Origin of the sequence: Pseudomonas sp. 10S4 (assembly GCF_034344865.1) — a bacterium.
GTDB lineage: Bacteria > Pseudomonadota > Gammaproteobacteria > Pseudomonadales > Pseudomonadaceae > Aquipseudomonas.
On the sequence record NZ_CP133774.1, the window covers coordinates 5,708,345 to 5,722,549 of the forward strand.

At 58.6% G+C, this 14,205-nt stretch carries 12 protein-coding genes and 1 pseudogene; 6 read left to right on the forward strand and 7 right to left on the reverse strand.

The genetic code is table 11. The annotated features are described in order from the left end of the window. Positions 1-100 precede the first annotated feature (100 nt). A complete protein-coding gene (locus RHM58_RS26730) occupies positions 101-406 on the forward strand; it encodes an NIPSNAP family protein (protein WP_322268686.1) in 306 nt (101 codons plus the stop codon). A 7-nt stretch (positions 407-413) separates the two neighbouring features. Here the strand turns inward: RHM58_RS26730 and ilvA are convergent, their stop codons facing one another. Then, entirely contained in the window at positions 414-1,430 is a 1,017-nt protein-coding gene (ilvA, locus tag RHM58_RS26735; RefSeq protein ID WP_322268687.1) for a threonine ammonia-lyase, biosynthetic, read from the reverse strand. 345 nt (positions 1,431-1,775) lie between these two features. Here ilvA and RHM58_RS26740 point away from each other — a divergent pair, with 345 nt between their 5' ends. Beyond that, the gene (locus tag RHM58_RS26740; protein WP_201256563.1) at positions 1,776-2,111 is read left to right on the forward strand and encodes a DUF2834 domain-containing protein; all 336 of its coding nucleotides are present in this window, start codon (positions 1,776-1,778) and stop codon (positions 2,109-2,111) included. A gap of 127 nt (positions 2,112-2,238) precedes the next feature. Here the strand turns inward: RHM58_RS26740 and RHM58_RS26745 are convergent, their stop codons facing one another. Continuing rightward, entirely contained in the window at positions 2,239-3,162 is a 924-nt protein-coding gene (locus RHM58_RS26745; RefSeq protein WP_322268688.1) for a magnesium transporter CorA family protein, read from the reverse strand. 7 nt (positions 3,163-3,169) lie between these two features. Further along, entirely contained in the window at positions 3,170-4,744 is a 1,575-nt protein-coding gene (locus tag RHM58_RS26750) for a RimK family protein (RefSeq protein WP_242486347.1), read from the reverse strand. A gap of 92 nt (positions 4,745-4,836) precedes the next feature. Here RHM58_RS26750 and rimI point away from each other — a divergent pair, with 92 nt between their 5' ends. Next, positions 4,837-5,934, forward strand: a complete 1,098-nt coding sequence (rimI, locus tag RHM58_RS26755) for a ribosomal protein S18-alanine N-acetyltransferase (RefSeq protein ID WP_322268689.1) — start codon at positions 4,837-4,839, stop codon at positions 5,932-5,934. 168 nt (positions 5,935-6,102) lie between these two features. On the opposite strand, the gene RHM58_RS26760 is transcribed toward rimI, so the two are convergent. After that, positions 6,103-7,254 carry a PQQ-dependent sugar dehydrogenase gene (locus RHM58_RS26760; protein ID WP_322268690.1) on the reverse strand — a complete coding sequence of 384 codons (1,152 nt, stop codon included), beginning with the start codon at positions 7,252-7,254 and terminating at the stop codon, positions 6,103-6,105. Between the two features lie 66 nt (positions 7,255-7,320). Beyond that, positions 7,321-7,641 carry a hypothetical protein gene (locus RHM58_RS26765; RefSeq protein WP_322268691.1) on the reverse strand — a complete coding sequence of 107 codons (321 nt, stop codon included), beginning with the start codon at positions 7,639-7,641 and terminating at the stop codon, positions 7,321-7,323. Between the two features lie 201 nt (positions 7,642-7,842). On the opposite strand from RHM58_RS26765, the pseudogene RHM58_RS26770 reads away from it, so the two are divergent. After that, positions 7,843-8,719, forward strand: a pseudogene (locus RHM58_RS26770) (Ku protein). Positions 8,720-8,754: 35 nt separating this feature from the next. Then, entirely contained in the window at positions 8,755-11,265 is a 2,511-nt protein-coding gene (ligD, locus tag RHM58_RS26775) for a DNA ligase D (protein WP_322268692.1), read from the forward strand. Between the two features lie 125 nt (positions 11,266-11,390). Here the strand turns inward: ligD and lpxO are convergent, their stop codons facing one another. Beyond that, positions 11,391-12,290 (reverse strand): lipid A hydroxylase LpxO, encoded by a 900-nt coding sequence (gene lpxO / locus RHM58_RS26780; protein ID WP_322268693.1) that lies wholly within the window; start codon positions 12,288-12,290, stop codon positions 11,391-11,393. 311 nt (positions 12,291-12,601) lie between these two features. Then, positions 12,602-13,174 (reverse strand): TetR/AcrR family transcriptional regulator, encoded by a 573-nt coding sequence (locus tag RHM58_RS26785; protein ID WP_201256556.1) that lies wholly within the window; start codon positions 13,172-13,174, stop codon positions 12,602-12,604. A 139-nt stretch (positions 13,175-13,313) separates the two neighbouring features. On the opposite strand from RHM58_RS26785, the gene RHM58_RS26790 reads away from it, so the two are divergent. Further along, entirely contained in the window at positions 13,314-14,015 is a 702-nt protein-coding gene (locus tag RHM58_RS26790) for a glutathione S-transferase (protein ID WP_322268694.1), read from the forward strand. Positions 14,016-14,205: the final 190 nt, after the last annotated feature.

The window sequence follows — 14,205 nt, forward strand, 5'->3', positions numbered from 1 at the left end:
TGCTGCGCACTCAAGCGGGAGCAAGCTCCCTCGCCACAAAGGCACCAACATGGCTTGAGATGACATTCAACCTTCTGGCCTTAGCCACAGGAGCAGCCCTTTGATTACCTGCCACGTCAAATATGTAATCGATCCATACCAATTGAGCGACTTCGAAGCCTACGCCAAGGCCTGGCTCGATATCGTCGAGCGCTTGGGCGGTACTCATCACGGCTACTTCCTGCCGTCCGAAGGCGCGAGCAATATCGCTTACTGCCTGTTCAGTTTTCCTTCGCTGGCGGATTACGAAAGCTACCGCCACATCGCGATGACCGATCCGGAAAGTACGGCGTTGGTAGCCTCGCTGCTCGATAAAAAGTTTATCGTCAGCTACGAGCGCACGTTCCTGCGCCCGATGTTGGCCTGACATCCGCTCACGCCGGGGTGCCGCAGACAGCGGCGCGCTCGGCGACGTGACGCAAGCTGTCGAAGTTGATGTTGGCGCCCGAGTCGATGGCCACAAAGGTCTGCCCTCGTACGCCGGTCTGGGCCACGTACTTCTTGATCCCGGCCACGGCCAATGCGCCGGAGGGTTCGGTGATCGAGCGCGTGTCGTCGTAGATGTTCTTGATTGCCGCGCAAAGTTCGTCGTTGCTGACGGTGATGACTTCGTCGACACAAAACCGGCAAACCTCGTAACCATAAGCGCCAATCTGCGCCACCGCCACGCCGTCGGCGAAGGTGCCGACGTTGGGCAGGACCACCCGTTCACCGGCCTGCAACGCAGCCTGCAAGCACGCGGAATGTTCCGACTCTACGCCGATGATCCGCACTTCTGGCCGCAGGTATTTCACGTACGCGGCGATGCCGGCGATCAACCCACCGCCGCCCACCGGGACGAAGATCGCGCCCAGCGGACCTTGATGCTGGCGCAGGATCTCCATGGCGACGGTGCCCTGCCCGGCAATCACATCTGGATCGTCGAACGGCGAGACAAAGGTGCGACCGGTTTGCTGCGCCAGGTTCAGGGCGTATTCCAACGCGAACGGAAAGCTCTCGCCATGCAGCACCCCGTCGGCACCTCGGCTACGCACCCCGAGCACCTTTAGCTCCGGCGTCGTGCACGGCATGACGATGGTCGCGGCAATCCCCAACTGACGGGCCGCGTGCGCCACGCCTTGGGCATGGTTGCCGGCTGAAGCGGTGATTACGCCACGAGCCTTTTGCTCATCGCTGAGCTGCACCAGTTTGTTGTAGGCGCCGCGGATCTTGAAGGAAAAGGTCGGTTGCAGGTCTTCACGCTTGAGCAGGATCTGGTTGCCCAGCGCCTCGGACAGCGCTGGCGCCGGTTGCAATGGCGTGCGCACCGCCAGCTCATACACCGGCGCGGCGAGGATCTTTTTCACGTAGTGCTCAAGCAAGCTCTGCTGGGCGGTGGTGCTGCTGTTCATGCTCATCTCCTGTTGTACCCGCCCGGCGCAGGAGCTGCCGAAGGCTGCGATCTTTTGATCTTCAAAAGCAAAAGATCGCAGCCTTCGGCAGCTCCTACGCCGGACGTGTTCCGGTTCAAGACCCAGGAGACAGAAAGTAAAAACCCGCCTCTAGGGCGGGTTGGGTGCTGCAGTCGTGAGCTAGCCCGCCAAATAAGGAATGGCGGTAATAATGCTTGGCTGGCAGCGCAATACGGTGGAAGTCATGGGTTGAAATTAGCCGGGCGCTGATGGCAAGTCAATGGCCAATTTTGTTGAGCCTCTGTAGGCTGGCCATTCTGCTCATCGTCCCCAAGGAAGGAAACCATGAAGTCTGTCGCCCTGCCCCTGATCGCCCTGATTGCGTTTGCTGGCTACACCGTTTCGGTGATGCTGTCGGCGGAACAGTCGTTGATTGATTTTGGCATCAGCCTGATGTCGCGGCCGGATACGGCGCAGGTGGTGATTGATTTGTATTTGCTGGCGACGCTGGCGGGGGTTTGGATGTACCGGGATGCTCGCAAACGCGGGCAGTCGGCGTTGTCCGTGATTCCGTATCTTTTGCTCACGGCCATTTTTGTGTCGATTGGGCCGTTGTTGTATTTGGTGGTTCGGGGGCTGCAGGGTCGCAAGGACTCGGTCAGATCAGCTCAAGAGGTCTGATCAAGGATTTGCTGTGTTGTTGAAATTGCCTTCGCGAGCAAGCCCGCTCCCACAGGAGATTTGTGGCGTTCACAGGTCCCCTGTGGGAGCGGGCTTGCTCGCGAAGGCGGCCTGATAGCCAACACAATTATTTGGCCAACCGCCGGAGCCCAAGCACCATCACCCCCGCCCCCAACATCATCGCCGTCAGAAACAGTGGATACGAAACCCACCACGGCGTCCCGGACGTCATCATGCTGAACTCGGACATGCCGCCAATGCTCGCAATCAGGTTCAACGGCAAAAACACCACGTTGATCAACGTCAGTTTGCGCAGCAGGTTGTTCATGCTGTTGTTCATCAGGTTGCCCCGGGCGTCGATCAGCCCGGAGAACACCGTGGAATAGATTTCCGCCTGTTTGTAGCACTGGTTGTTTTCGATGATCAGGTCGTCGATCAGGCTGATGGACTCGGCGCTGAAGTGCTCCTTTTCCGCATGGTTGCGCAGCCGGGTCAGCACCGCGCCGTTGCTGTGGATGGCGTTGATGTAATAGATCAGGCTTTCGCTGAGATTGAACATCTGGATCAGGTGCTGGTTTTCCATCGATGCATTGAATTTCTGCTGCAACTCCCGGGCAACCAGCTTGATCACCTTGAGGTGGCCCAGGTAGTGATGGATGTTGTTGAACAGTAAATCCAGCAACACATCCAGCGGCGTATTCAGCCGTTGGCGGGTGCCGAGCCCGTGCAGCGGCGAGTCATCGGTGGCGATCACCAGCAGGCTGCGCGGCGAAAACAGCAAGCCGCAGGACGACACTTCAAAGGCCAGGCTGCCTGCACCGGAGTAGTTTTCCGGGCGCTTCCAGATCAGGAACAGGTTGTCGGGGTGAAACTCGATGCGCGACACCTCGTCGGGGTCCAGGGCCGAGGCCAGGGCGTGTTCATCGAGCTTGAAATGGCTGTGCAGCAGATCCCGCTCGGCGGCATCGGCGTTGCTGAACAACATCACTTCGGCGTCCAGCCGTTCGACTGCATGCAGGGCGCCGTGGGTCAGTTGAAAGCTTTTGATCATCGGCCTCTCACCAGGCCTGGCCGCGGCGCTTGAGCTCCAGGCGACGGACGAACTCTTCCAGCACCAGCGAGTACAAATCGTCCTGCAAGTAAGCGTCTTCGATGCCGGCGTCCATGTTCGGGTTGTCGTTGACCTCGATCACCACTACTTTGTCGCCGGACTGCTTGAGGTCGACGCCGTAGAGGCCGTCGCCGATCAGGTTGGCGGTCTTCACTGCCAGTTCCACCACCGCGCGCGGCGCTTCGTGGACCGCCAGGGTGCGGCATTCGCCGTTGATGTCCGAGCCCTTGGCCTTGTGGTTGTAGATCTGCCAATGGCCCTTGGACATGAAGTACTGGCAGGCAAAGATCGGTTTGCGATTGAGCACGCCGATGCGCCAGTCGTACTCGGTGTAGAAAAATTCCTGGGCCAGCAACAGTACCGAGTGTTCGAACAGTTCGGCGGTGGCTTCGAGCAAGGCTTGCTGGCTCTCGACCTTGATCACGCCCCGGGAGAAGCAGCCGTCAGGAATCTTCAACACCAGTGGAAAGCCCAAGCGCTCGCCGACTCGCTCGAAGTCTTCCGGTCGTTCCTTGTAGAGGATTTCGGTGGCGGGCATGCCCAATTGATGGCTTTTGAGAAGATCGGTCAAGTAGACCTTGTTGGTGCAGCGCAGGATCGATGCGGGGTCGTCCATCACCACCAGCCCTTCGCTCTCGGCTTTCTTGGCGAAGCGGTAGGTATGGTTGTCGACGCTTGTAGTCTCGCGGATCAGCAACCCGTCGTATTCAGCGATACGGGCGTAGTCCTTGCGCTCGATCAACTCGACGTCGATACCCAGGGTTTTGCCGACCCGGACGAAATTATCCAGGGCTTTGGCGTTGGACGGCGGCAATGCTTCTTGCGGATCATGCAGGATCGCCAGGTCATAACGGGCCAAGCGCCGGGAGCGCGGCACGCGCCAGATCTTGCGACTGAAACTGTCCAGAGAGTTGGCGAACTGATCTTCCTGATCTTCGCGCAACTTGTGCAAGGCACCGGACTTTATACCTTCGATGTGCCAACCGTTAGTTCTTCTAAACTCAACTAGCAATATCGGACACGGAAAGACTTCAAATAACTGCCGCGCCAGATCCTGCAATGGCTCGATATTAGTCTTGCCAAAATAAAGGGTTAGCGTAAAGCCTTCGGTGTCGCTGTAAAGATGATTGCTGAGGGCTTTTTCCAGCGGTTTATCCAGATCATCGAGAGCCAGACCGTAAAGCGATTTACGGGTCAGTTCGCTGATGGTCCGCACCGACGGAATAACCTTGTGCCCCCGGGCCTCGGCCAGCAGCGAGCAGTAATAACCGTGCCCCAGGTACTTGTAGCTGCGGCACAGGTTGATCACCTGGACCCGTTTGCCCTGCTCGTTGTCACGGGTTTGTTCCAGGTATTCCTGGGCCGTGACGATGTCTTCGCTGGGAAAGTAGGACGCCCAGTCTTCCTTGCGTTCGACGATGATAATCAACTGACTTGAAGTTCTGATCGCGTCATTTAAATAAGTTGCCGCCGGCAAAGTTTGCTCGGATACTTCGCGCCAATGACCTTGTACCGCTGACATAGTGATTGATCCGTTGGAGAACAAGACCTTTCCTATTAAGCACGAACTTTTTTGAAAGTCCCGTTTCGTTACGCAACTTTTACGGTGGTCATATGAATCCTGTCTTTCGCTTGGCGGTAGTTGAAGACTTACCGGCGTTGCTGAAACTCGAAGAGCAATGCTTCACCACGGATCGGCTCACCAGTCGCAGCTTTCAGTGGATGATCACTCGCGCTCATGGACAGCTGCTGGTCGCCCAACACGGGGAACAACTGGTCGGCTACGCGGTGGTGCTGTTCCACCGAGGCACGTCTCTGGCGCGACTCTATTCGATTGCCATTGCCTCAGATGCCCGCGGCAATGGCTTGGGTAAGCAGTTGCTGGAGCGGATCGAGGCCTGTGCCCTTGAACACGATTGCGCCTACCTACGGCTTGAAGTGCGCACCGACAACCCGGCGGCGATTGCCTTGTATGAGCGCAACGGTTACAGGCGTTTTGCGCTGATTCATGACTACTACGAGGACCACGCCGACGCATTGCGCCTGGAGAAACGCATCCTCCAGCACCGCGACTCGCGCAATATCCAGGTGCCGTGGTACCGCCAGACCACCGACTTCACATGCGGCCCGGCCTGTTTGCTGATGGCGATGGGCGCGTTGCAACAGGGTCGGTTGCTAGAGCGCCGCGAAGAACTGCAAATCTGGCGCGAGGCGACCACGGTGTTCATGACCTCGGGCCACGGCGGTTGCAGCCCGCAGGGGCTGGCGTTGGCGGCATGGCGACGCGGGTTTCGTGTGCGGCTGCAACTGAGCATGGCCGGGCCGTTGTTTCTCGACGGGGTGCGCGATGAGCATAAAAAGGACGTAATGCGGTTAGTGCATGAAGAGTTCACTGCGCAGTTGCAGGATACCGATGTGGAACGGGAGGTTGGCGGGCCGCTGGATCTGCCGCAGTTGTTGGACGCTGGCGGGCAGCCGCTGGTGTTGATCAGTAGCTATCGGCTGACGCGCTCCAAGGCGCCGCATTGGGTGATGGTCACCGATTGCGACGAGGAGTTTGTGTACCTGCATGATCCGGATGTGGACCACAGCCAGCATCGCCAGCCGATGGATTGCCAGCATTTGCCGGTGAGTCATGGGGAGTTTGAGAAGATGTGCAGTTTTGGGCGGGGCAAACTTCGGGCGGCGGTGATTCTCTATCGCCGGCAGTGATCAAGTGCAGAGTGAATTATGTGGTGAGGGGGCTTGCCCCGTTCGACTGCGCAGCAGTCGCCTGCGGTGTACCTGACTTTCACAAGTGTGATGGTTTCAGGGCTGCTTCGCAGCCCAACGGGGCAAGCCCCTCGCCACAGGGTTTTGTGTTTAACATCAGAGCGATGGTTACTTCAGTCCGACCTTGTACAACGCTCCATCCGCTTCATCCGTCAGCACATACAAATACCCATCCGGCCCCTGCCTCACGTCGCGGATCCGCGCCTTGAGCTCTCCCATCAAACGCTCTTCATGCACCACTTTGTCCCCATCGAACTGCAATCGGATGAGTTCCTGGCTCGCCAGCGCGCCGATAAACACGTTGTGCTGCCAAGGCTTGAAGCGATCAGCGTCATAGAACGCCATGCCGCTGATGGCGGGCGAAACCTCCCAAACGTGGTGCGGCGGCACGGTGCCTTCGACCGTCTTGCCCTTGGACTCCGGAATCGGCTCACCTGAATAGTTGACGCCGTTGGTTGCCAACGGCCAGCCGTAGTTCTTGCCACGCTCGATCACGTTGATCTCGTCGCCACCCTTGGGACCGTGCTCGTTTTCCCACAGCGTGCCGTTCCAGGGGTTGATCGCCGCGCCCTGCGGATTGCGATGGCCGTAGGACCAGATCTCCGGACGCACGCCGTCCTGACCGACAAAAGGATTGTCATCCGGCACCTTGCCGTCCGGGTAGATCCGCACGACTTTGCCCTGCAGCTTGTCGAGGTCCTGGGCGGTCATGCGGTCGTTGTTTTCGCCCAGGGTGATGAACAGATACCCGCCACGGTCGAACACCAGCCGCGAACCGAAGTGGTTGCCGACCGAGAGTTTCGGCTCCTGGCGGAAGATCACCTTGAAGTCCTTGAGGGTCGTCAGGTCGTCGGACAAACGTCCGCGGCCGACCGCGGTCCCGGCCTTGTCGCCCTCACCGCCACCCTCGGCGTAGGACAGATAAACCAGGCGATCCTGCTTGAAGTCCGGTGACAGCACCACATCGAGCAAACCGCCCTGCCCCTTGGCCCAGACCTTGGGCACACCACTGATCGGTGCTGAGCGTTTGCCATCAATGGTGACCACACGCAGGTTGCCGGGACGTTCGGTCACCAGCATGCCTTGCCGATCAGGGAGAAACGCCAAGGCCCACGGATGTTCCAGGCCTTTGGTAATCGGCGTGACTTCGAGGGTGCCTTGTTCGCTTTTCAGTTCCTGGGTGGGTGCCGCGAATACGGGCGCGGCGGCGGTGATCAGTACGCTGGCGCAAAAGGTGGCCAGGAGAGTTTTACGCAACATGCACGATTCCTTTTGTCGTTAACGGCATTGTCGTTTGAATGGCTGACAGAACCTCAGTCCTGTCGTTCAACGGTTGCTGCTGTCCGAGTCTCGTGGCGGTGGGTTTGGAATGAATTTCGGTGGCGCGCTTGGCGCTGTTTTGTCCTGGGGATAGCGGTTACCGATGCCGCCGTTTTCCACGGTCGGCGGACGCGGAACCGGCGCGAAAGTCGGCTGCCGAGTGGCCGGGGCATTTGGTTGCGTGCCCTGCATGCTGTTGGGGTTGGCCCGGTGAATCGGGCTGTCGTAGGGATTGCTGCTGCTGCCGGTCGGGCTCTGGGCCTGGGCCACCTGGCCGAGCAAGCCGCTCAAGGCCAACACCGTGCAACCGAGCACAAATCTGTTCATGGGAGCCTCTCAACGTACGTGTGAATAGAGCCTTCGATACCACGCTACGCCCGAGGTTCGGATTTGTTAACTGAAAGCTCCTTCACAGATGTAACACCCGTTTACCGCACCGCTGATCCCCCCGCAGGGCTGGGGCTCACGCCGCTGAAACTTTTGCGCGGGGCCACAGGTCACCTGATCATCACTTGCGAGTAGACGACGATGGCCCGGGCAATCTGGAAAGGCGCAATCAGTTTCGGCTTGGTACACATCCCCGTGGCCCTGGTGTCGGCCACCTCGTCCCAAGGCGTGGATTTCGACTGGCTCGACAGCCGCAGCATGGACCCGGTGGGCTACAAACGCGGTCAACAAGGTCACCGGCAAGGAAGTCTCCAAGGAACACATTGTCAAAGGCGTCGCCTACGAAAAGGGCCGTTACGTGGTGCTCAGCGAAGAGGAAATCCGCTCGGCGCACCCGCTGTCGACCCAGACCATCGACATCTTTGCCTTCGTCGACAGCGAACAAATCCCACTGCAAAACATCGACACGCCCTACTACCTGGCCCCGGACAAACGCGGCGGCAAGGTCTATGCGCTGTTGCGCGAAACCCTAAGCAAAACCAACAAAGTCGCCCTCGCCCACGTCGTGCTGCACACCCGCCAGCACCTGGCAGCGCTAATGCCGCTGGAGTCGGCCATGGTGCTGGTGATGCTGCGCTGGCCGGCGCAAGTGCGCAGCCTGGATGAGTTGGCGCTGGGCAGTGAAGTGACCAAACCCGAACTGGCCAAGGGCGAACTGGAGATGGCCAAGCGTCTGGTCGAGGACATGAGCGCCGACTGGAAACCCGAGGATTACCACGACAGTTTCGAAGACAAGATCATGGCACTGGTGGAGAAGAAGGCCCATGAAGGCAAGATCGAAGATGTCGAGAGCACCAGCGGTGAAGAAGAACGTAAGACCGCCGATGTTATCGACCTGACCGAACTGCTCAAACGCAGCCTCGGCGGCAAGGCGACCAGTAAACCGGCAGCCAAGCCGCGCAAAGCCGCCGCCAAACCGGCTCCGGCGAAAAAAGCCACGAAGAGCTCTCGCGGCTGACGGCCCGTGACGCTCGCAGCACAAGGTAGTCCGCCATGGCTAAATCGGTGAGTGAATACACGCGTAAACGTAACTTCGAGATCACCTCGGAGCCGCCCGAATCAGCGCCTGCCAAGCGCGGCAAAAAAGTGGCCTCGGCCCTGCGTTTCGTAATCCAGAAACACGCTGCGCGTAACCTGCATTACGATTTTCGCCTGGAGCTCGACGGTACTCTGAAGAGCTGGGCGGTACCCAAAGGCCCAAGCCTCGACCCGGCGCAAAAGCGCCTGGCGGTACACGTCGAAGACCATCCCATCAGCTACGGCACCTTCGAGGGCAGTATTCCCGAGGGGCAGTACGGCGCCGGGGATGTGATTGTCTGGGACCATGGCGTCTGGCAACCGATTGGCGACCCGCAAGAAACCTACAAGGCCGGCAAACTCAAATTTACCTTGATAGGCGAAAAACTCTCCGGTGACTGGGCGTTAGTTCGCACTCACCTGCGCGGCAGCGGCGACAAAGAGCAATGGCTGCTGATCAAGGAGCGTGACCAGCAGGCGCGCCCGGCAAGTGAGTTTGATGTGGTCGCCGAGTTGCCCAAAAGCGTGTTGAGCGATGCCACCATTGGCGACAAAAACACCAAGAAAGCCGTGAAAAAAACCAAGGCGATCAAGCCCAAACCGACCGCGCTTCCCGAACAACTCGCCCCACAACTGGCCACGCTGGTAGACAAAGTCCCGGCGGGCGACTGGCGCTATGAAATCAAGTTCGACGGCTACCGAATCCTCGCTCGCATCGACAACGGCGAGGTGCGGCTGCTGACCCGCAATGGCCACGATTGGACCGCAAAACTGCCGTTGCAAGCCAAGGCTTTGGCCGAGATGAAGCTCGACGGCAGTTGGCTCGATGGCGAAGTGGTGGTGCTGAACGACAAAGGTTTTCCGGACTTCCAGGGGCTGCAAAACGCCTTTGAGATCGGCCGCTCCGTGGACATCATTTATTTCGTGTTCGACGCGCCGTTCCTCCACGATGCCGATCAACGCGAGTTACCGGTGGAAGATCGTCGTGCCGCGCTGCAAAAAGCCCTTGGGCGCAAGTCTCGGCAGATCGTGCGCTTTTCCGAGGCCTTCACGGCGAACCATCAAGACATCGTCGAAAGCGCCTGTGCATTGTCGCTGGAAGGCGTCATCGGCAAGCGCGCCGGCAGCCCTTATGTGTCGAGGCGCAGCCCGGACTGGATCAAACTCAAATGCCGTTTGCGCCAGGAATTTGTGATCATTGGCTATACGCAACCACAGGGTTCGCGCAGTGGTTTCGGTGCTTTGCTGCTGGGCGTTTACCACGATAAAGAGCTGGTTTACGCCGGACGTGTCGGCACCGGGTTCAATCAGGCCAACCTGAAGCTGTTTCATGGGCAATTGCAGAAAATCGAACGCAAAACTTCACCGTTGGCCAAATCATTGACCGCCGCTCAGGCCAGGGGCGTTCACTGGGTCGAGCCGACGCGGGTGTGCGAAGCCGAATTTGCCGAGTGGACCCGTGAAGGTGCGGTGCGCCAAGCCACTTTCATTGCCATGCGTACCGATAAGCCGGCGACAGAGATTGTTCGTGAGCAGCCACAATCCCCAAAGGCGACCAAACCCGCGAACGAAAAGCAAACCCGTAGCGCGGACAGCAGCGTCGCCGGGGTCAAGATCACTCACCCCGACCGTGTGATCGACAAGGACAGCGGCACCCGAAAACTGGAACTGGTGCAGTTCTACGAGCGCATCAGCGACTGGATTTTGCCGTTCCTGCGCAATCGGCCGGTGTCCCTGTTGCGGGCACCGGAGGGTGTTGACGGCGAACAGTTCTTCCAGAAACACGCTGAGCGCCTGGCCATTCCCAACATCAAGCATCTCGATCCGGAACTTGACCCGGGCCACGCGCGGCTGATGGAAATTGACACCACCGCGGCACTGATCGGGGCCGCACAAATGGGTGCAATCGAGTTGCATACCTGGGGCGCCACCACTGACCGGATCGAAACCCCGGACCTGTTTATTCTCGACCTTGACCCCGACCCGGCGTTGCCGTGGAAAAGCATGGTCGAAGCGACTCAGTTGACCCTGTCGGTGCTCGATGAGCTGGGGCTGGAGGCGTTTCTGAAAACCAGTGGCGGCAAAGGCATGCACATTGTCGTGCCGCTGGCGCGCAAGGAAGATTGGGAGACGGTCAAGGCCTTCGCCAAAGCCATCGCTCAGTTCATGGCGCAACAGTTGCCGGAACGGATCACCGCGACCATGGGCCCGAAAAACCGGATCGGCAAGATCTTCGTCGATTACCTGCGCAATACCCGAGGCGCCAGCACGGTGACGGCATATTCGGTACGGGCGCGGCCAGGGTTGCCGGTGTCGGTACCGATTGCGCGGGATGAGTTAACGAGCCTGCACGGTTCGCAGGAATGGACCGTGGCAAATTTGCTGGAGCGGTTGGAGGGGTTGAAAGGTGATCCGTGGGCGGGGTATGCCAATCGGCAGAGGATTACGGCGAAGATGTGGAAGCAGTTGGGCAGCAAGAAACCTTAAGTATTGTGTTGAATGTTATGGCCCCACCGCGAGCAAGCTCGCTCCCACAGGGAATTTGTGTACGCCACCGATCCAATGTGGGAGCGAGCTTGCTCACGATGGGGCCTGCCGCCCCGCTACAAAAATCAGATCAGAACGAAAACCGCCAATAACCCACCAAAAATCGCCCACTTCTCCAGGTAGTAACGCGTGCGGTTTTGCTTTTTCAGCTCCTTGCCCCGCAAACGAACCTTGTAGATTTTGGTGAACAAGCGGTTGATTGCCCCCGTTTTGTCGCCCGCATCGTTCGGCGCGCCCGCCGCGGCCATGACATAACGACTGAACCAACCGTTGAGCACCGCCGCCCAGCGGTACTTCATCGGCCGCTCGACGTCGCAGAACAGGATGATGCGGTTCTGGTCGGTGGTGTTTTCGGCGTAGTGAATGAACGTTTCGTCGAACATCACCGCCTCCCCATCACGCCAGTGGTAGTTCTGGCCGTCAACGTTGATGTAGCAACCGGCATCGTTCGGAGTTTCCAGGCCCAGGTGATAGCGATAGGAGCCGGCATACGGGTCGCGGTGACGCACCAGTTTGGAACCCGGCGGCAGTTCGGCGAACATCGCCGCTTTGATCGAACCGATGCTTTGCACCAGCTCGGTGGTGCGCGGGCAGAGCTTTTGCGCCGAAGGATGGCTGTCGCCGTACCACTTCAAGTAGAAACGCTTCCAGCCGCTCTTGAAGAATGAGTTGAAACCGACGTCGTCATATTGGTTCGAGCGCTTGATCTCCCCGGCCTTGAGCAGGTTTTGGCCTTCGGCGCGGATGACTTCCCAGTTCGCCTGCAATGGGCTCAGGTCCGGAAAGTCCGCCGGGTTGAGGTATGGCTTGCTCGGGGTTTTGGAGAACATATAAAGGAAGCAATTGATCGGCGCCAGAAACGTCGAGTGGTCGCTTAATTGGCGGCCCAGTTTGTGGCGCACGCGACCGCGCAGGTGAACATACGCGATGGAGACAACATAAATGGCGGCAATGATGAGTTTCACGGCATTCGTCACACGTCAGAATTGAACAATCTGCCCCTTGCCGGCCAAGCGGTCTGGGCAGTGTCTGAATACGAAACAGCGGTCCCTGTGGCACGTCCTTGAGCCCTTGCCTTCATTGGCAATGGGTTGATAGATGGCATTTTAGCCACTGTCTGTAACAAATAGTTAGCATCCAACTGTGAAAATGTGTCCGCTGATACTGCCAAAGTGCCCGAGGTCGCCGACAACGTGCGCGGAGCCCTGGACACCTTCGACAAGAATGAAGGGGTCATCAAGGTGACACAGACGTGATCGCTACCGGCCATGGCGCGTCAGGCCTGTAGTGTCGGAATCAGTCCCGCTTCCCGGTAGCTGAGGATCAGATCGTCAAACAGGCCAATATCGAGCCGGGTCCGCGCAATCAATTGAGCCCCGGCAACGGCGGTGTAAATAGCGCGGGCACGTCGGCCACAGCTTTCTGCGCTGCCCGTTCCGGCGTCAGCCAGCACCTGCGCCAGCCAAGCCACATTGGCGTCTGCAAACGCCTTGACCTCGCGCTGGACCTCCTCGGGCAAGTCTTCGTATTCCGCTGCCATGAAGCTGGACAGACAAAGCCTGTTGCCGTCTTCTAACGATGTTCGAAAGATTGACGGGTAGAGTTCCAGGCAACGAATCGGATCGGCGTTCAATTCGCGTATCGCTTCCAAAACGCTAGCGGTGTCCTGCCAGTAACGTGCAGCGACTGCGGCACCAAGGTCGGCCTTGCTCGCAAAGTGGTAGTAGATGCTCGCGTTCTTGATTCCCACCGCATCACCGATGCTTCGAAAATTGATGCCGTTGTATCCGTGCCTCTGCGCTGCCGTTTTCGCAGCCGCCAAGATGGCTTCCCGCGCGTTTTCGCTCAAGTTCAATTCCCCAGCTTATCCAGTCGATGAGGCGAATTCTACTCGCAGCGCCACCAACCTGCCAACTGGAAGGTAGGGATTGACACCGTGCGGAAATGCGCCCAACGTTTACCTACCAACTGATAGGCAGGTAAAAACCATGACCTCTTCAAAATCGCAGTTCGAAACATCTACGCTTCCTATGATGAAAATCCACGACTGGTTCGATGGCCCCTACCCCGCTCGCGTGCGCATCGCATTGGCGGAAAAGGGTCTGCTTTCTCGAATCGAATTTGTATCGGTCAACCTGTGGACAGGCGAGCACAAGAAACCCGAGTTTCTGGCCATCAACTACTCCGGAACGCTACCCGTGCTGGAGTTGAATGACGGCACGCTCATAGCGGAGTGCACGGCTATTACTCAATACCTGGACGCATTGGATGGTAATCCCACCCTTAGCGGGCAAACGCCTGTAGAGAAAGGCCTCATCCACATGATGACCAAGCGTGCCGAAATCGAGTTTCTTGACTCGGTCAGCGCGTACTTTCATCACGCCACTCCGGGGCTTGGTCCGCAGGTCGAGCTCTATCAAAACCCCGAATGGGGCGGCCGCATGCGCGACAAGGCGGTCAGAGGCATGCACTATTTCGACAGCGTTCTCAAAAATCAGCCGTTCGTTGCGGGTGACAAGTTCTCCATGGCCGATATCGCGGTCCTGGGCGGCATGATTTTCGCCTCGCTGGTCAAAATCCCCGTGCCCGATGAATGTGAAGCGTTGCGGGCATGGCACGCAACGATGCAGGAAAGGCCGAGCGTCCAGGAATGGCGAGCGATGGTGCAGCGTGGCGCACCTCAGCGTTGAGGGAAACGTGCTTCTGTCATCCCGGCTCCGGGATGGCGGATGCAGTTGCGCGACGAACTTATAAGGCGCTTCGACTGCCGGCCATCAGCGCTAGCAGCCCGACCTGCTTCTGCGCCGGGTTCATGCACCCCGCGCGTCTCGGTTGCAGTTATCACTTCTCTCCAGACAAAAAAATACCCGCACTCGGCGG

What these genes read in the sequence shown, in the direction of transcription:
- ilvA (WP_322268687.1), bottom strand. Translation starts at nt 1,430, where the DNA reads ATGAACAGCAGCACCACCGCCCAGCAGAGCTTGCTTGAGCACTACGTG.
- RHM58_RS26740 (WP_201256563.1), top strand. Translation starts at nt 1,776, where the DNA reads ATGAAGTCTGTCGCCCTGCCCCTGATCGCCCTGATTGCGTTTGCTGGC.
- RHM58_RS26745 (WP_322268688.1), bottom strand. Translation starts at nt 3,162, where the DNA reads ATGATCAAAAGCTTTCAACTGACCCACGGCGCCCTGCATGCAGTCGAA.
- RHM58_RS26750 (WP_242486347.1), bottom strand. Translation starts at nt 4,744, where the DNA reads ATGTCAGCGGTACAAGGTCATTGGCGCGAAGTATCCGAGCAAACTTTG.
- rimI (WP_322268689.1), top strand. Translation starts at nt 4,837, where the DNA reads ATGAATCCTGTCTTTCGCTTGGCGGTAGTTGAAGACTTACCGGCGTTG.
- RHM58_RS26760 (WP_322268690.1), bottom strand. Translation starts at nt 7,254, where the DNA reads ATGTTGCGTAAAACTCTCCTGGCCACCTTTTGCGCCAGCGTACTGATC.
- RHM58_RS26765 (WP_322268691.1), bottom strand. Translation starts at nt 7,641, where the DNA reads ATGAACAGATTTGTGCTCGGTTGCACGGTGTTGGCCTTGAGCGGCTTG.
- ligD (WP_322268692.1), top strand. Translation starts at nt 8,755, where the DNA reads ATGGCTAAATCGGTGAGTGAATACACGCGTAAACGTAACTTCGAGATC.
- RHM58_RS26790 (WP_322268694.1), top strand. Translation starts at nt 13,314, where the DNA reads ATGACCTCTTCAAAATCGCAGTTCGAAACATCTACGCTTCCTATGATG.